The 16,533-nt window shown below is 70.7% G+C and carries 17 protein-coding genes; 11 read left to right on the top strand and 6 right to left on the bottom strand.

Annotation, left to right across the window (positions count from 1 at the left end):
- Window positions 1–111: 111 nt before the first annotated feature.
- Genes GPA03_RS18225 through GPA03_RS18200 form a run of 6 tightly spaced genes read left to right on the top strand, consistent with a single transcriptional unit; the run spans window position 112 to window position 5,532 of the window.
- Complete coding sequence (locus GPA03_RS18225) at window positions 112–1,131, top strand: AAA family ATPase (RefSeq protein WP_156253473.1); 1,020 nt, start codon at window positions 112–114, stop codon at window positions 1,129–1,131.
- A 41-nt stretch (window positions 1,132–1,172) separates the two neighbouring features.
- On the top strand, window positions 1,173–2,063 hold the full coding sequence (locus tag GPA03_RS18220; RefSeq protein WP_156253472.1) for a DUF58 domain-containing protein: 891 nt from the start codon (window positions 1,173–1,175) through the stop codon (window positions 2,061–2,063).
- On the top strand, window positions 2,050–2,541 hold the full coding sequence (locus GPA03_RS18215; RefSeq protein WP_156253471.1) for a hypothetical protein: 492 nt from the start codon (window positions 2,050–2,052) through the stop codon (window positions 2,539–2,541). The genes GPA03_RS18220 and GPA03_RS18215 overlap by 14 nt, the downstream gene beginning before the upstream one ends.
- Entirely contained in the window at window positions 2,538–3,572 is a 1,035-nt protein-coding gene (locus GPA03_RS18210; protein ID WP_156253470.1) for a vWA domain-containing protein, read from the top strand. Before GPA03_RS18215 ends, GPA03_RS18210 begins: the two co-directional genes overlap by 4 nt.
- Entirely contained in the window at window positions 3,569–4,633 is a 1,065-nt protein-coding gene (locus GPA03_RS18205; RefSeq protein WP_156253469.1) for a vWA domain-containing protein, read from the top strand. The genes GPA03_RS18210 and GPA03_RS18205 overlap by 4 nt, the downstream gene beginning before the upstream one ends.
- Window positions 4,634–4,635: 2 nt before the next feature.
- Window positions 4,636–5,532, top strand: a complete 897-nt coding sequence (locus GPA03_RS18200) for a hypothetical protein (RefSeq protein WP_156253468.1) — start codon at window positions 4,636–4,638, stop codon at window positions 5,530–5,532.
- A gap of 231 nt (window positions 5,533–5,763) precedes the next feature.
- On the opposite strand, the gene GPA03_RS18195 is transcribed toward GPA03_RS18200, so the two are convergent.
- The 4 genes from GPA03_RS18195 to hisC form a co-directional block, all read right to left on the bottom strand.
- Window positions 5,764–7,155, bottom strand: a complete 1,392-nt coding sequence (locus GPA03_RS18195) for a dihydrolipoamide acetyltransferase family protein (RefSeq protein WP_156253467.1) — start codon at window positions 7,153–7,155, stop codon at window positions 5,764–5,766.
- Window positions 7,156–7,169: 14 nt separating this feature from the next.
- Window positions 7,170–8,195 (bottom strand): alpha-ketoacid dehydrogenase subunit beta, encoded by a 1,026-nt coding sequence (locus GPA03_RS18190; protein ID WP_156253466.1) that lies wholly within the window; start codon window positions 8,193–8,195, stop codon window positions 7,170–7,172.
- A complete protein-coding gene (gene pdhA, locus GPA03_RS18185) occupies window positions 8,192–9,361 on the bottom strand; it encodes a pyruvate dehydrogenase (acetyl-transferring) E1 component subunit alpha (RefSeq protein ID WP_421958432.1) in 1,170 nt (389 codons plus the stop codon). The genes GPA03_RS18190 and pdhA overlap by 4 nt, the downstream gene beginning before the upstream one ends.
- Window positions 9,362–9,468: 107 nt before the next feature.
- On the bottom strand, window positions 9,469–10,638 hold the full coding sequence (hisC, locus tag GPA03_RS18180) for a histidinol-phosphate transaminase (RefSeq protein WP_156253464.1): 1,170 nt from the start codon (window positions 10,636–10,638) through the stop codon (window positions 9,469–9,471).
- 139 nt (window positions 10,639–10,777) lie between these two features.
- Here hisC and GPA03_RS18175 point away from each other — a divergent pair, with 139 nt between their 5' ends.
- Window positions 10,778–11,188, top strand: coding sequence for a phage holin family protein (locus tag GPA03_RS18175; RefSeq protein ID WP_156253463.1), 411 nt, complete (start codon window positions 10,778–10,780; stop codon window positions 11,186–11,188).
- Window positions 11,189–11,197: 9 nt separating this feature from the next.
- On the opposite strand, the gene GPA03_RS18170 is transcribed toward GPA03_RS18175, so the two are convergent.
- Both GPA03_RS18170 and GPA03_RS18165 read right to left on the bottom strand, forming a co-directional pair.
- On the bottom strand, window positions 11,198–12,598 hold the full coding sequence (locus tag GPA03_RS18170) for an alpha/beta fold hydrolase (protein ID WP_156253462.1): 1,401 nt from the start codon (window positions 12,596–12,598) through the stop codon (window positions 11,198–11,200).
- Window positions 12,595–12,849 carry a hypothetical protein gene (locus tag GPA03_RS18165; RefSeq protein WP_156253461.1) on the bottom strand — a complete coding sequence of 85 codons (255 nt, stop codon included), beginning with the start codon at window positions 12,847–12,849 and terminating at the stop codon, window positions 12,595–12,597. Before GPA03_RS18165 ends, GPA03_RS18170 begins: the two co-directional genes overlap by 4 nt.
- Window positions 12,850–12,999: 150 nt before the next feature.
- On the opposite strand from GPA03_RS18165, the gene GPA03_RS18160 reads away from it, so the two are divergent.
- The 4 genes from GPA03_RS18160 to purB all read left to right on the top strand — a co-directional run bounded on the left by GPA03_RS18160 (window position 13,000) and on the right by purB (window position 16,370).
- The gene (locus tag GPA03_RS18160; protein WP_156253460.1) at window positions 13,000–13,509 is read left to right on the top strand and encodes a low molecular weight protein-tyrosine-phosphatase; all 510 of its coding nucleotides are present in this window, start codon (window positions 13,000–13,002) and stop codon (window positions 13,507–13,509) included.
- Between the two features lie 47 nt (window positions 13,510–13,556).
- Window positions 13,557–14,330 (top strand): fructosamine kinase family protein, encoded by a 774-nt coding sequence (locus GPA03_RS18155; RefSeq protein WP_241681375.1) that lies wholly within the window; start codon window positions 13,557–13,559, stop codon window positions 14,328–14,330.
- Between the two features lie 27 nt (window positions 14,331–14,357).
- Window positions 14,358–14,756, top strand: coding sequence for a VOC family protein (locus GPA03_RS18150; protein WP_241681374.1), 399 nt, complete (start codon window positions 14,358–14,360; stop codon window positions 14,754–14,756).
- A 180-nt stretch (window positions 14,757–14,936) separates the two neighbouring features.
- Window positions 14,937–16,370: an adenylosuccinate lyase gene (gene purB / locus GPA03_RS18145; protein ID WP_421958431.1), complete on the top strand. Its 1,434-nt coding sequence runs from the start codon at window positions 14,937–14,939 to the stop codon at window positions 16,368–16,370.
- Window positions 16,371–16,533 lie beyond the last annotated feature (163 nt).

Here is a 16,533-nt window from a genome sequence, read left to right as displayed (position 1 = left end):
CGTGGGGCATAATCGCCGGGTCCCGCGAACTCGAACCTGGCCCGATGCCGGCACTCCGCCGACTGCCAGAGACCACGCCCGCACACAACCCGCGACCCACGAGTGGGAGACATGTCCACCACCTCTTCGAGCCTGGCACCGCAGACCTCGCCGATCTCCTACGACGACTCCCGGCGTGCCACCGAGCTGCTCTCGCGGGTCGCGCGAGTGTTCGATCAGCGGATCGTCGGTCAGCAGGGCTTGCGCACGGCGCTGGTCAGCTCGCTCCTCGCCGGCGGTCACGTGCTGCTGGAGTCGGTCCCCGGGCTGGCCAAGACGACGGCGGCGCAGACCTTGGCCTCCTCGGTCAGCGGTTCGTTCCACCGCATCCAGTGCACTCCCGACCTGATGCCGAACGACATCGTCGGCACCCAGATCTACAACCAGGCCACGGGTGAGTTCACCACGCAGCTCGGCCCGGTCCACGCGAACCTCGTGCTGCTGGACGAGATCAACCGGTCGAGCGCGAAGACGCAGTCGGCGATGCTCGAGGCGATGCAGGAGAAGCAGACCTCGATCGGTGGCGAGGTCTTCCCGCTGCCCAAGCCCTTCATGGTGCTGGCCACCCAGAACCCCATCGAGGAAGAGGGCACCTACGTGCTGCCCGAGGCCCAGATGGACCGGTTCCTCATGAAGGAGGTGCTCACCTACCCGGCACCGGACGAGGAGGTGGACATCCTCGTGCGCATCAACGACGGGTCGATGACGGCACCGCTGACGGTCTCGCCGATCGCACTGAGCGACGTCGAGTTCCTGCAGCAGCTCGTGCAGAAGGTGTACGTCGACACATCGATCAAGCAGTACATCGTCGCGATCATCAACACCTCGCGCGGCGGCGGCCCGCGGCCGCTGCCGAACCTCAACCAGCACGTCCGGGTGGGCGCCTCCCCTCGTGGTGGCATCGCGCTGATGCGGGTCGCGCAGGCGCTCGCGGTGCAGTCCGGCCGCTCCTACGTGGTTCCCGACGACGTGAAGGCGTTGAGGCACTCGGTGCTGCGGCACCGCATCGTTCGCACCTACGACGCACTCGCCAACAACGTGGCGCCCGAGGCGCTCGTGGACGCCGTGTTCGCGGCCGTCCCGAGCCCCTGATCCGCCCCGGACCGGCACCGACGACAGCGAAGGGAGCACCGATGGCATCGTCCACATCTCGACTCGCCAAGATCCGGGCTCGCCTGGACCTGCCGACGGTTCGCCGCGCGTCCGGGCTGCTCGAGGGCCGGCACCGGTCGATCTACTCCGGCCACGGCCAGGACTTCGACGAGATGGCGCTCTACCAGTTCGGCGATGACGTCTCCGACATCGACTGGAAGGCCACGGCCTCGGTCGGGCAGCCGGTGATCCGCCGGTTCGTGCGCGACTCCAACGTGGCGATGGTGATCGCCGTCGACACCGGCCGCAACATGGCCGCCACCGCGCCCGACGGCGCCACCAAGGCCTCGCTGGCGGTCTTCGCCGCCGAGATCATCTGCTACCTCGCCCGCAACCGTGGTGACCTGGTGGCCCTGGTCGCGGGCGACGACGAGCGGACCGTGCAGATCCCCGCGCGCGGCGGTGGCTCGCACATGGAGATGCTGCTGCGCCGCGTCGAGGCGATGTTCGACCTCGAGGCACCGCCGAGCAACCTCAACCGGGTGCTGGACCGCGTGCTCACGTGGTTCACGCGGAAGTCGCTCGTGGTGATCATCACCGACGAGGCACGCCCCGAGCCCGAGCACGAGCTGGCGCTCAAGCGCCTGCGCACCCGCCACGAGGTGATGGTCGTGCAGATCGCCGACCGACTCCCTACCGACGACCCCGACGAGGTGATCGACGACGTCGACACCCCGCTCGACATCCCCGCCTTCCTCCGCTCCCGCAAAGACCTGGTGACCGAGGCGCAGGAGTACGCCCTGCGGCGCCGCCAGGATGCCACGGCGCTGCTGCGGCGCCGGGGTGTCGAGGCGGTCACCGCCACCAGTGAGGACCAGCTGATCGACGCCTTGATCGACCTGTTGAGAAGGCAGAAGCGTGTTCGCGGCTGATCTCGCACCGGTGTGGGCCGTGGAGGTCCATGACCCGGTCGCGCCCGCGGCGTACGCCACCTGGGTGCCGATCGTCGGTGGTGCCCTGCTCGTGCTCATCGGTGGCTGGCTCTGGTGGGTGCTCTGGTACACCCGCGCGCGCCCCTACGAGGACAAGGGCGGCCGCGGCGACCGGTTCTCCGGGCTGCGGCAGCGCACGCTGGCCGACATCGCGAAGGCGGAGGACGCCTACCGTGAGGGCAGCACCGACCTGCGGACCCTGCACCTGGACCTCAACCACATCATGCGTGAGTTCGCCAACGGGCGGCTGCGCATGGACACCAGCTCGCTGACCGTGGACGAGATCGCCAAGATCGCGGGCACCGACAGGTTGGCTGCGTTGCTGAGCGAGTACGAGGAGCCGGCCTTCGCCGTCGACTCCGACGCCGAGGCGCTGGCAGCGACCACCAACGCGCGGGCGGTGGTCGAGCAGTGGTGAACCACTACATGCACGGCTGGGCGCTGTGGGTGGTCATCGGCGTCGTGATCGTGCTCGGCGTCATCGGCTGGTTCGCCCGCCGACCCAAGAGCGAGCGCCGCAACGTCACGTGGGTGGCGAACGCGGGCTACCTGCCCACGCTCCCGTCGTTCAAGTCGCGGCTGTCGCGCTACAAGCTGCTGCTGTCCCTCGTCGCGGTGGTGCTGCTCGGCACCACGGTCGCGACCGGTCTGCTCGCATCCCGCCCCGTCGATCGGCAGGTCCGCTCGGAGGAGCTGGCCACCCGCGACATCGTGCTGTGCCTCGACGTGTCCGGGTCGATGCTGGAGTTCGACACCGAGGTGGTCGAGAGGTTCCTGGAGCTGCTCCCCTCGTTCCAGGGCGAACGCATCGCGCTGTCGATCTGGAACTCGACCTCCCGTACGGTGTTCCCGCTCACCGACGACTACCAGCTGGTCGAGGAGGAGCTCCGGTACGCCGCTGACGTGCTCGACTTCGACGTCGACTCGCTCAGCGACTGGTCCTTCGACCCCGCTCACTACGACCGGCTGATCGAGTACCTCACCGGCACCACCGGCATGGGTGACGACGAGTCCTCGCTCGTGGGCGACGGCCTGGCCACCTGTGCGCTGATGTTCGACGAGAAGGAGACCGAGCGGTCGCGGTCGATCATCCTCGCGACCGACAACCAGCTGTTGGGGAACCCCGTCTACACGCTGCCCGAGGCAGGTGACTTCGTCGCGGAGCGGGAGATCTCGCTGTTCGGTATCTACGCAGGCGAGTCCACCTCCTCCTCGGCCGCCGAGGAGAAGGAGTATCGCGACGTCGTCGAGGGTCATGACGGGCTCTTCTTCGAGGCCTCGGACCCGGATCTGGTGTCGCAGGTCGTCGACCAGATCGCCGCGCAGCAGGCGGTCGATCTCGATGCCGATGCCGATGTGGTGATCACCGACAGACCCGAGCGCTACTTCGCCTGGCTGGTGGTCGCCGTCGCCCTCTACGTGCTGGCGGTCTGGAGGATCAAGACATGACCCTGCGGATGCTCTGGCCCTTGTGGGCGATGATCGCGGTCTTCGTACCGCTGCTCGTGCTCTGCGTGTGGCAGCTGCGCGCCTCCCGAGGTGAGCGGCGACTCGACTGGGTGCGCCGCACCGCGATGGTCGCGTGCGTGGCAGTCATCGGCCTGTGCCCCGCGATCCCGAGCACGGAGAACGACGGGCTGGTCTCGAACGCCGAGCTGTACTTCGTCGTCGACAGGACCGGATCGATGGCGGCCGAGGACTGGAACGGCAGCGAGCCCCGCCTGCACGGCGTCGCGAACGACATGGTCGCGCTCACGCAGGAGCTGCCCGGGTCCAGGTACGCGATCATCGCGTTCGACTCCCAGTCGACGCGGCAGCTGCCGCTGACGACCGACTCGCGGGCGGTCCGCTCGTGGGCCGACACGGTGCACCAGGAGATCACGGCCTACTCGGCCGGGTCCTCGATCGACCGTCCGCTCGATCAGCTGCGGACCACGCTGGAGGCCGCCGAGGAGCGCAACCCCTCGAACGTGCGCCTCGTCTTCTTCATGTCCGACGGCGAGAACACCAACGGGTCGAACTCCGACGCCGGTGACGGCTTCGCGTCGTTCGCCGATCTCGCCCCGCTCATCGACGGCGGCGCCGTGCTCGGCTACGGCACCGCCGAGGGTGGCCGCATGCGCAGCTACGACGGCACCGACAGCTCCGGCTACGGCACCGACGCCCCGTACATCACCGACGAGGGCGGCGCCGACGCGATCTCCCGCATCGACGAGACCGCGCTGCGCACGGTCGCCGACCAGCTCGGCGTGCAGTACTCGCACAGGATCGCCCCGGACGATCTCGGCGCTCTCGTCGAGGACATCGACCTGCAGGCCATCGCCGACGACGGACGGCGCGACCTGACGACATATACCGACGTGTACTGGCCTGCGGCCGTGCTGCTCGGGCTGCTGCTCGCGTGGGAGGCCTGGAACCTCTCCCGCGAGGTTCCCAAGCGCAAGCGCGACAGCGAGCCGCAGCGCCGTGACCGGCACCGGGCCATGGCCATGAGCGGGAAGGGAGGCTAGCGATGTCCCTCGACATCCTGCCGCCGCCAGGGGAGTTCAAGACGACCGAGGAGATCCGCGACGCGAAGTTCGCGGAGGAGCTTCGGACCAAGCGCAAGCGGCTGCTGCTGTGGTCGGCGCCGCTGATGCTGATCGCTCTCCTCGCGGCGCTCAAGCTGCTCTCGGCCGTGGCGGTCAACATGGCCGGCAGCTCGGCCTACGACCACGCGAACTACAACACGGCCGCCGACCGGTTCGAGTCGTTGGAGTTCTTCAACGTCATCGAGCCCTGGAAGGCGCACTTCAACCAGGGCACGGCGGTCTACGCCAGCGGTCAGTTCTTCCAGTCCACCCAGCACCTCGCCGTCGCGCTCGACCTGGTGCCCAAGGCACCTCAGGGCGAGCCGCCGGCCAAGGAAGAGTGCGACGTGCGCACCAACTACTCGCTCGCCCTCGAGGGGCTCGGCGACGAGGCGATGGCCGCCTCCGACCCCGCGATGGGGGCCGACTACTACGCGCAGGCCCAGGAGATGCTGTCCAACTGCGGCGAGGGTGGCGGCAACGGCGGCGAGGAGGCCCAGGAGGCCGAGGAGCGCCAGGAGGAGAGCCAGGGCGAGGCCGAGGAGCAGCAACAGCAGCAGGAGCAGGAGGGCGAGGAGCCCACCGACGGCGAGTCCTCGGGCGAGTCCGAGACCCCCACCGACGGCGAGTCCTCCGACGAGGGCGAGTCCCCCACCGACGGCGAGAGCTCCGGCGAGGGCGAGTCCGAGAGCCCGAGCGAGTCCGGTTCCGGTGGCGAGAGCCAGTCGACCGACCCGCAGCAGGAGGAGCTCGAGTCCCGCAACGAGGAGGCTCAGCAGTCCGCCGACGCCGAGGAGCAGGCCTCCGGCGGCGGCAACGGCTCCGGCCAGAACTGGTAGCACGGCACTCGCTACCGGTAGCCGCCCGCACCCCACCGCCGTCGAGATCGTAGATTGACGGCGAGATCGTAGATCTGGATCTACGATCTCGCCGCAAACCTACGATCTCGGCCGGGTGCGGAGCCGCGGCCGCGTGTGCGGCCGCGGCCGGGTGCGGGGCGTGGCCGGGCGGGGCCGCCGCTCACCGGGTAGCGACCTCTTGGCCGCGTGAGGGAGTCCGTCGCGTGCGGCTCAGCCCCAGACCAGCCCGCGGGCCGGATCGTTGAGGGTCGCAGCGACGTCCTGGAGCACCCGGCTCCCCAGCTCGCCGTCCACCAGCCGGTGGTCGAAGCTGAGCGCGAGGCGGGTGACCCAGCGGGGCTTGACCTTGTTCTTGTGCACCCAGGGGCGCTTGGTGATGGCGCCGACGGCGAGGATCGCCGACTCCCCCGGGTTGAGGATCGGGGTGCCGGTGTCGATGCCGAAGGTGCCGATGTTGGTGATCGTCACGGTGCCGCCGGTCATCGCCGCGGGCGTGGTCCTCCCCGCGCGCGCGGTCGTGGTGAGCTCGCTGAGCGCGAGCGCGAGATCGTGCAGCCCGAGCCGGTGCGCATCCTTGATGTTCGGCACCACCAGCCCGCGCGGGGTGGCGGCAGCGATACCGAGGTTGATGTAGTGCTTGTAGACGATCTCCTGGGTCTCGTCGTCCCACGCCGCGCTGATCTCCGGGTGGCGCCGGATCGCCAGGATCAGCGCCTTCGCCGCGATCAGCGTGGGCGTGACCCTGACGTCGGCGAAGTCGCGCTCCTCGCGGAGCGTCTTGACGAGCTTCATCGTCTTGGTGACGTCGGTGGCCGTGATGACCGTGACGTGCGGGGCGCTGAAGGCGCTCGCCACCATCGCCTCGGCGGTGCGGCGGCGCACGCTGCGCACCGGTACGCGCGTGGTGCGCCCGTCGGCCGAGACGGTGCCGCCGTCGAGCCACGGCCGGTCGTCGCCCGGGTAGACGACCAGCCGCTCGGGCTGCTCGTTCTCGACCGCAGCGTTGACATCCTCGCGGGTGACGATGCCACCCGGGCCGGTGCCCTTGAGCCGGGACAGGTCCACGCCCAGATCCTTGGCCAGCTTCCGTACCGGCGGCTTGGCCAGCACGGCCGACGACGGCGCAGCCTCGCTCGGCGACGCCGGTTCCGGCGCTGCGACGGCCGGCTCGGGCGCGAGCCGCTCGGGCTCGGGTCCGGGTGCGGGTGGCTGCTCCGGCGCGGCCGTGGCGGTCGTGCCCGCGTGCCGGCGAGCGCGGCGGGCCTGGCTGGGCGCCTTCGTGCCGTACCCGACGAGCACGTCGCCGCTGGTCTCGGCCTCGCCGCCGGAGTCGCTCGGCGCAGCCGCCTCCCCGCCCGGGTCGGTGTCGATCACGATGATCGGGCTGCCGACATCGACGCTCGCGCCGACCTCCGCCAGCACCTCGTGCACCACACCCGCGTACGGGCTCGGCAGCTCCACGAGGGACTTCGCCGTCTCGATCTCCACGATCGTCTGGTTGACGGTCACGGTGTCACCGGGCGACACCTTCCACTCGACGATGTCGGCCTCGGTCAGGCCCTCCCCGACATCGGGGAGGTTGAACGGTTGATACGCAGGCATGTGTTCTCCGGGGCTCAGTAGGCGAGGGTGGCGTCGACGGCGTCGAGCACCCGGTCCAGGCTGGGCAGGTACTCCTCCTCGATGTTCGCAGGCGGGTAGGGGGTGTGGAAGCCACCGACCCGCAGCACCGGCGCCTGCATCGAGTAGAAGCACTTCTCGGTCACGGCGGCCGCGAGCTCGGCGCCTGCGCCGAAGAACGTCGGCGCCTCGTGCACCACGACCAGTCGACCGGTCTTGGTGACCGAGGTCGCGACCGTGTCGATGTCGAGCGGCGAGATCGAGCGCAGGTCGATGACCTCGATGCTGCGCCCCTCCTCGCCGGCCACGCGCGCCGCGCTGAGGGCGGTCTTGACGGTCGGCCCGTACGCGGCGATCGTCACCTCCGTGCCCGAGGTGAGCACACGCGCGCGCTCCAGCCCCGCGACACCCGGCACCGCGCCGTCGGGAGCAGGGATCAGCCCCAGCGCCGCGTCGTCGGCCTGGAGGTCCACGTCTTCCTTGTCCCAGTACCGAGCCTTGGGCTCGAAGAACAGGATCGGGTCCGGGCTCGCGATCGCCTGCTGGATCATGGCGAACGCGTCCGACGGCGTCGCCGGGCTCATCACGCGCAGGCCAGCCGTGTGCGCGAACAGCGCCTCCGGCGACTCGCTGTGGTGCTCGACGGCGCCGATGCCGCCGCCGTAGGGGACGCGGATGACGATCGGGAACTTCACCCGCCCACCGCTGCGGTAGCGCGCCTTGGCGAGCTGGGTCGTGATCTGGTCGAAGGCCGGGAAGATGAAGCCGTCGAACTGGATCTCGCAGACCGGGCGGTAGCCGGCGTAGGCGAGCCCGATCGCGGTGCCGATGATCCCGGACTCGGCGAGCGGGGTGTCGACCACACGGGAGTCCCCGAAGTCCTTCTGCAGGCTGTCGGTCACGCGGAACACGCCGCCGAGGGGGCCGACGTCCTCACCCATGATCATGACCTTGCTGTCGCGCTCCATGGCGCGGCGCAGCCCGAGGTTGATGGCCTTGGCCATCGCGATGCGTTCGGTCATCGCTGGGCCTCCTGGTCGAACGAGGCCTCGTAGTCACGGAACCATGCGCGTTCGCGCTCGATCTGGGAGTTCGAGGTGGCGTACACGTGGTCGAACATCGACTCCGGGTCCGGCTTGTCGAGTGCGCGGCAGAACGCGCGGGTGTCCTCGCCGAGCCGGTCGGCCTCGGCCTCGACGCGGTCGAAGAACTCGGGCGCCGTGCCCGACTTCTCCAGGTGGATGCGCAGGCGGGCGATCGGATCGCGCTGGCGCCAGTGCTCCTCCTCGGCACGGCTGCGGTAGCGGGTGGGATCGTCCGAGGTGGTGTGGGCGCCCATCCGGTAGGTCACGGCCTCGATGAAGGTGGGGCCGCCACCGTTGTGCGCACGCTCGAGCGCCTCGTCCATGACGGCGTAGCAGGCGATGACGTCGTTGCCGTCGACCCGGACCGAGGGGATGCCGAAGCCCTCGCCCCGGTGCACGAGCGGGATCCGGCTCTGCTTGGCGGTCGGGACCGAGATCGCCCACTGGTTGTTCTGGCAGAAGAACACCACCGGCACCGAGGCGGCGGAGGCGAAGACCATTGCCTCGCTGACATCACCCTGCGAGGTGGCGCCGTCGCCGAAGTACGCCACGACGGCCCGGTCGCGGTCGGGGTCGCCGGTGCCGATGTCGCCGTCGCGCTGGATGCCCATGCCGTAGCCGGTGGCGTGCAGCGTGTGCGCACCGATCACGAGCGTGGGCACGTTGTAGTTGTGCTGGTAGGCGTCCCAGCCGCCGTGGTCGCGGCCGCGGTAGAGGACGAGCAGCCGGCGCATGTCCAGGCCGCGGACCCACGCCACGCCGTGCTCGCGGTAGGAGGGGAACACGAAGTCCTGGGGGCGCAGAGCCCGGGCGGAGCCGACCTGGGCCGCCTCCTGCCCGAGGCTCGGCGGCCAGAGCCCGAGCTCGCCCTGCCGCTGCAGCGAGGTGGCCTCGTTGTCGAAGCGGCGGGTCAGAGCCATGTCGCGGTAGAGGTCCTCGAGCGCCGCGCGGTCCAGATGGGCCGCGCGGGCCGAGTAGACCGCGTCGTCCAGCCGATCGCCGGTCGGCGAGAGCAGCTGGACGGTGTGGTCCGGCGAACCGGACTCTTCGTGCGCTCCGACGGTGCTGTGGGGGGTCTCCCCACCTGTGTCGGTGGTGATCACTTCCGGTCTCCTTCGAGGGTGTTGAGGGTGACGGGATGTCATACCTACGCCAGCGTAGGCTACGGGAGCGTAGGTTCTATGTCGTTGTGCCCGACGACGTGTCGAGGTCAGACTTGTAGGGATCCTCCAACTCGCTGGGTGCTGCCGGCGTCGGTGCCGGAGATCGATGCCCACCTCTGCGTGAGCGTCAGGACGATGTCGTTGGCCTCGGACTCGCCGATGCTGATGCGGACGCCATCGCCCGCGAACGGGCGGACGGTGACGCCGGCCTCGAGCGCGTCGGCGGCGAAGGAGCCGGAGGCGTCCCCGAGCGGGAGCCAGAAGAAGTTGCCCTGCGGGTCGCCGATGTCCCAGCCCTGACGGCGGAGCGCGGCCACCACCCGCTCGCGCTCGGCGACGATCTCGTCGACCCGCTCGCGCACCGCTCGCTCCTGGCCGAGGGCCGCGACGGCGGCGGCCTGCGCGATCGCGTTGACCCCGAAAGGGGTCGAGGCGGTGCGCAACGTGCGGGCCAGCCGGCGGCGGGCGACCGCGTACCCCACGCGCAGGCCGGCGAGCCCGTAGGCCTTGGCGAACGTCCGCATGATCACGAGGTTCTTGTGCTCGCTCAACAAGGAGAACGAGTCGATCGCGTCCGCGGAGCGCACGAAATGGGCGTACGCCTCGTCGAGGAGCACCATCACGTCGGTCGGGACCTTCTCGAGGAACGCGACGAGCTCGGCGTGCGTGACCGCCGCCCCGGTCGGGTTGTTCGGGGTGCACACGATCACCACGCGGGTGCGGTCGGTGATGGCGGCGGCCATCGCGTCGAGGTCGTGCCGCCCGTCGGGGGTGTTGGGCACCTGCACCGAGGTCCCGCCGGCCACCTGCACGATGATCGGGTACGCCTCGAACGAGCGCCAGGCGTAGACCACCTCGTCACCCGGCTCGCACATCGCACGCAGCAGCAGCTCGGCCACCGCGACCGACCCGTTCCCCACGACCACCCGTTCGGGATCCTGGCCGTGGTGCCGCGCGATCTCCGCGACCACGCGGTCGGCGTACATCAGCGGGTACCGGTTCACGTCCTCGGCGGCGTCCGAGATCGCGGACAGCACCGCGGGCAGCGGCGGGAACGGCGTCTCGTTCGAGGACAGCTTGAACACGCCCGGGCTCGCGCCCGAGGCGCCGGGGACGTAGGCCGGCAGCGTCTCGAGCGCCGGGCGCAGTCGTACGGACGGCCGCTCCGGAGCTGCCGGAGGCTGCTCTGCCTCGTCGAGCTCGGACGGTCCGGGCATGCCCTTCACCATCCCCTCAGCATGCCACCCCGCCCTGCCCTCTCGCTCTCAACACGATGCCGTTCGTCCCCATGTCTCAGCACGAAACCGCGCACCCTCGCGCGTCCAGGTGCCCGAGGCTGGATGGCAAGATCGTGGCATGCGCTTCCTCGTGAAGGTCCTCATCAACGGTGTCGCGATCTGGCTCACCTCGCTGTTGATCAGCGGCGTGGACGTCGTCGCCGGCTCCGATGCCCCCCAGACCTCCCAGCCCGTGCTCAACCAGGTCATCGTGATCGCCGTCGTCGCCGCGATCTTCACCGCTGTCAACGCGATCGTGAAACCGATCGTCAAGGTGATCGCGTTCCCGCTCTACCTGCTGACGCTGGGCCTGTTCTTCCTCGTGGTGAACGCCCTGATGCTGATGCTGACGAGCTGGATCACGGGCTACACGAGCTTCGGGCTCGTCGTGGACGGCTTCTGGACGGCCGTCCTGGCCGGTCTGGTCATCTCGATCATCTCGCTGGTGCTGTCGGTCATCCTCCCCGACGGCGAGCGCAAGAAGCGGTAGCCCCCCGGGTCAGTCGGTGCGGGTGCCCTGGTAGTAGGTGCTGAGGGCGCTGGCGGTCGGGTCGAGGACCGGCGCGACCACGTCGAGGTAGTCGAGCACCGCGCCCTCGTCGGAGGCATCGACCAGGCCGGCCGTGTCGGCGTAGGTGGGCGTGTCATGGGAGCCACCCGGGTGCCATACGCCGGAGGTGTCAGGGTCCACGGAGTCGGTGAGGGTGCGCTCGACCGTCGTCCAGCTCTCGCTCACGGGGTTCGCGGCGTTGTCGGCCCCGGGGGTCGGGTCCTCGACGTGCTCGATGCTGAGCACCTCTGCGCCCTCGGGTGCGTCGAGCAGCCCGACCGGCGCACCGAGCGTGAGCACGCCGCTGACGTCGTACTCCTCGGCGACGGCGCCCGCCGCGTTGAGGGCGACCATCCCGCCCTGTGAGTGGCCGGCGATGACCACGTCCTGGCCGGGCCTGATCCCCGCCATCCGCATGGCCTGCACGACCATCGCGGTAGCGCCGGTCATGTCGCCGATCATCGCACCGGGGTTACCCGCCCAGTCGAACGGTTGGTCCCCCACCAGGTCGCCTTGTGTACCCGGGACCAGCACCAACCATGACACCGCGCCTTCGGCGCTGACGACCTGGTCGATGCGCACGGTGCCCGGCTCGACCAGGCCGTTGTCGGGGTAGAGCCCGTCGATCGCGTGCACGATCCCCTCGAGGTCGCTGATCGCGGCGTGCTCGTCGGCGGCTGGCGGCGTATCGAGAGTGCCCACCCCCGGCGGGTTCACCTGCCGCACGCTCACCCGGTGCGTGACCAGCAGCCCGGCCAGGTCCGCGACCATCCGGGTGACCGGCGGGATCGGCTGCTCCATCCCGGTGAACGCCCACAGCCCTTCCTCGAGCAGCATCCCGATCCCGTGCCTCGTGGGGAACACCTGCCCGTGCATGAGCGCGTCCCACACGCCTGCGTGCCACGCGGCACCCAGGTGCACCCAGGTCAGCGGCCCGGGGATCCACGCCGGCCGCGGGATGCTCCAGATCCGCGCCTCGTTGGCCGCCTCGACCTCCTCGTACCGTTGGGCGGTCGCCTCCAGCCGCTCGGCGAGGTCATCGAGCTCGCTCGCGCGCCGATCGCCCTCGCCCACCAGAGACCAGCCCTCGGACATGGCAGCGGGACCGCTCGCGGTGAGCTGCGCCGTCGAGGAGACCGCGTACAACGTGACCCGCACGCGGTGGGCCTGCTCACGGAGCCGCCCCGCCAGCGTGCGGACCCGTGCGGCGCACGAGCGCACGTCATCCGTGCTGACGTCGACATCGACCGAGCTCCCGATCCCCTGCCCGAAGACCGTGAGCTCCCGCTCGGACCGGAGCTCTTCACCGCCGCTCGGGGAGCCGTCCATCACCGGCCCGACGCCACTCATACGGCCACCGACCCGCCACCGGCGAGCGCGGTGCGGATGGCCGCCGCTTCCTGCTCGTGCTGGTGCAGCAACCGCGCCAGCCCGCGCATCCGCGCCGCGTGGACGCCCACCCCCGTGGCCAGGTTCGCAGCACTGCGCTGGTAGCTCTGCGCCGCCCGGCCCGTCCAGTGACCGGGTACGGCACGGCGGAGCTCCCCCGCTACCTCCTCGACCTCGTCCGCCAACGCCGAGACCACTGCCGCCTGCCCCACGTGCCCTCCTCCTGCTCGATCCCCGGAGCCCCGACGCTAGGGATCGCCGTCGACCGCTCGCCCGCCCCGCCGGGGGGTGCTGTGGACAAGGGGACATCAGCCCGCACCTGTGGACATCAGCACCGGCGCAACGATGTGAGAATGGCGCGCATGGCCGAGGAATACTCGATCTGCGTCGTATGCAGCGGAAACATCTGCCGTTCACCCCTCGGGGAGGTCGTCCTGCAGGACGCGCTCGCCCTGGCCGGCCTCGCGGACCAGGTGTCGGTGTGCTCAGCAGGGACCGGAAGCTGGCACGAGGGCGAGGGTGCGGACCACCGCGCCTGCGCCGTCGCCAAGAGCCACGGGCTCGACCTGGCCGAGCACCGGGCGGGCGTCTTCTCGCCGGAGCACTTCGCACGCGTGGACCTCGTGCTGGCGCTCGACAACGGGCACCTGCGCGCCCTGCACTCCCTCGCCCCTGACGAGGACGCCCACGCGAAGATCCACCTGCTGCGCTCGTTCGACCCCGCGTCGGTCGCCGAGGACGACCTCGAGGTCGCCGACCCGTACTACGGCGACAGGCGCGACTTCGAGATCGCCTACCAGCAGGTGGTGGCGGCAGCCGCGGGCGTCGTGGCGCACGTCGAGCGCCAGCTCGTGCACAGCGTGCGCAGCTGACCGGCAGCAGGTCGGCACTCGCGGGCGGCGGGCTACCGTGATGCCCCGTGAGCGTGTTTCGCAAGACCCACTTCCCGCACCCTGACGCTGCCCTCTTCGAGGCGGCCGGCCTCGCGTGGTTGGGAGAGGTCGACGGCGGGGCTCGGGTTGCGCAGGTCGTCTCGGCCCGGCCCGGGGCGCTCGAGCTGGAGCAGATCGACGACGCCGCCCCGAGCCCGCGCGCCGCCCACCGGTTCGGAGCGGCGCTCGCCCGCACGCACGCCGGCGGCGCGCCGGGGTACGGCTACGTGCCCGGCGAGACTGCGCTGTTCATGGGGCGCCTCGAGCTGTCGGCGCCGGAACCGGCGCCGGAGAGCTGGGGCGAGTTCTACGCCAACGAGCGGGTGCTGCCGTTCCTGCGCCGCGCCGTCGAGCAGGGCCGCATCGGCGGCGCCGGCCAACGCACGGTCGAGGCCGTGGTAACCAGGCTGCTCGACGGCGACCTGGACCACCCGCAACCCGCGCTGGTCGGCGAGGGCGTGGCGCGGCTGCACGGCGACCTGTGGAACGGGAACGTGCTGTGGCCCGCCGGCCAGGACGCGGTGCTGATCGACGCCACCGCTCACGGCGGTCACGCCGAGACCGACCTCGCGATGCTGGCGCTGTTCGGCGCGCCGTACCTCGACGAGATCCTCGCGGCCTACGACGAGGCCGCCACCCTCGCCGACGGCTGGCAGCACCGCGTCGACCTGCACCAGCTCAACCCCCTGCTCGTGCACACGGTCCTGTTCGGCGGCAGCTACGCCGACGCCGTGGTCGCCGCCGCGGCGCCGTACGCGTAGCGGCCGGTTACCTCTAGCCTCACGGACGTGACCAACCCCGTGCACCACATCGAGCTCTGGACCCGCGACCTCGCGGCCGTCGAAGGTGCGTGGCACTGGCTGCTCACCTCGTTGGGCTGGGAGCGTGACCCGGTCGAGGGCTGGCCGAGAGGGCGGATCTGGCGCCATGCCGACGGCGTGTACGTGGTGCTGGAGGCCTCGGCCGCGGTGGTCGGTGAGCGCCACGACCGGATGGCGCCCGGTCTCAACCACCTCGCCCTGCGCGTTCGCGACCGCGACGCCCTGGACGCGCTCCGCGTCGACGCCGCCCGGCACGGCTGGTCCGAGCTGTTCGCCGACCAGTACCCGCATGCCGGCGGGTCCGACCACACCGCGCTCTACGTCGAGAACGCCGAAGGCTTCGAGGTGGAGATCGTCGCCGGGTAGTCAGCGGTGGTCGAGAGGTGAGTGAGCGTCCACGCCCGCCGAGCGGTGGTGGCGTGGCGTCCACCCCGCGCCGCCCCATGGACGCCCGCTCACCAGCGGCAGCCCTGGGTGGACGCCAGCTCACCGCTGCTGCACCGCCGGAGGACCGAGGGAGACGGCGGACCTGCGAGGATGAGGTACGTGACGTCGCGCATCTCGTTCGCTGCCCTGAAACCGCCGATCGCCCTCGGGCCTCTCGATGGTCGCTACCGCGCCACGGTGGCACCGCTCGTCGACCACCTGAGCGAGGCGGCGCTGAACCGTGCGCGCCTGCATGTCGAGGTCGAGTGGCTGATCCACCTGACCTCGCAGGGGGTGCTCCCCGGCGCCCCCACCCTCGCCGAGGGCGAGATCGCCTACCTGCGCGACGTCGTCGCCACCTTCGGCGCGGACGAGATCTCCGAGCTGGCCGAGATCGAGGCCGAGACGCGCCACGACGTCAAGGCGATCGAGTACTTCCTCAAGCGCCGGCTCGCGGCAGCGGCGGACACGCTCGGGGCGGACACCGCGCTCACCGGCGTGGGCGAGATCGTCCACATCTTCTGCACCAGCGAGGACATCAACAACCTGAGCTACGCGCTCACGGTGAGGGACGCCGTCGGGCAGGTCTGGTTGCCCGCAGCGACCGATCTGACCAACGATCTCGCCGACCTCGCCCGGGCCACGGCCGAGGTGCCGATGCTCTCGCGCACCCATGGCCAGGCAGCGACGCCGAGCACGCTCGGCAAGGAGATGGCGGTGCTCGCGCACCGGCTCCGCCGGCAGCTGCGGCGCGTGCAGGCCGCCGAGTTCCTGGGGAAGATCAACGGCGCCACCGGAACCTACGGCGCGCATGCGATCTCGGTGCCGGGCGTGGACTGGGAGCTGGTGGCGCAGTCGTTCGTCGAGGGTCTCGGGCTCACGTGGAACCCGTTGACCACGCAGATCGAGAGCCACGACTGGCAGGCCGAGCTGTACGCCGACGTGGCGCGCTTCAACCGGGTGCTGCACAACCTGGCCACCGACGTGTGGACCTACATCTCGCTCGGCTACTTCGCGCAGCGGCTCTCGGCGCAGGGGTCGACCGGCTCCTCGACGATGCCGCACAAGGTGAACCCGATCCGGTTCGAGAACGCCGAGGCGAACCTCGAGATCTCGTGCGCGCTGCTCGACACGCTGTCCGCGACGCTCGTGACCTCGCGCCTGCAGCGTGACCTCACCGACTCGACGACGCAGCGCAACATCGGCGTGGCGTTCGGGCACTCGCTGCTGGCGATCGACAACGTGCGCCGCGGGCTCGCCGGCCTCGATGTCGACGCCGACGCCATGGCCCGTGACCTCGACGCCAACTGGGAGGTCCTCGGCGAGGCCGTGCAGTCGGCGATGCGGGCCCAGCAGGTCGCGGGGATCGAGGGCATGGCCGACCCGTACGAGCGGCTCAAGGAGCTGACGCGTGGCCGCCGGGTCGACGCCGAGGGCATGCGGGCGTTCATCATGGACCTCGGCCTGCCGGGCGACGTCCGCGACCGCCTCCTCGCGCTCACCCCGGGCAGCTACACGGGCATCGCTGCGAGCCTGGTCCGGCACCTGCACTGACCGCCGGGCTCAGCCCGTCGCGGTGACCAGCCAGCAGGCACCGGGGGTCCGCACGGCGCGTAGCCTCGAGCTCGCTTGTGATGTGGATCTGACGCACCAGGTACGTCCAACTAGCATCACAGTGGGCTCCGCGCTTGCGGCCGGGGCCAGGCCGCCCGTGAGA

This window comes from Pseudactinotalea terrae, from assembly GCF_009733845.1.
Taxonomy (GTDB): domain Bacteria; phylum Actinomycetota; class Actinomycetes; order Actinomycetales; family Beutenbergiaceae; genus Pseudactinotalea; species Pseudactinotalea terrae.
The sequence above is the reverse complement of the archived record's forward strand: the minus strand, read 5'-3'. Positions and strand labels throughout refer to the sequence as shown.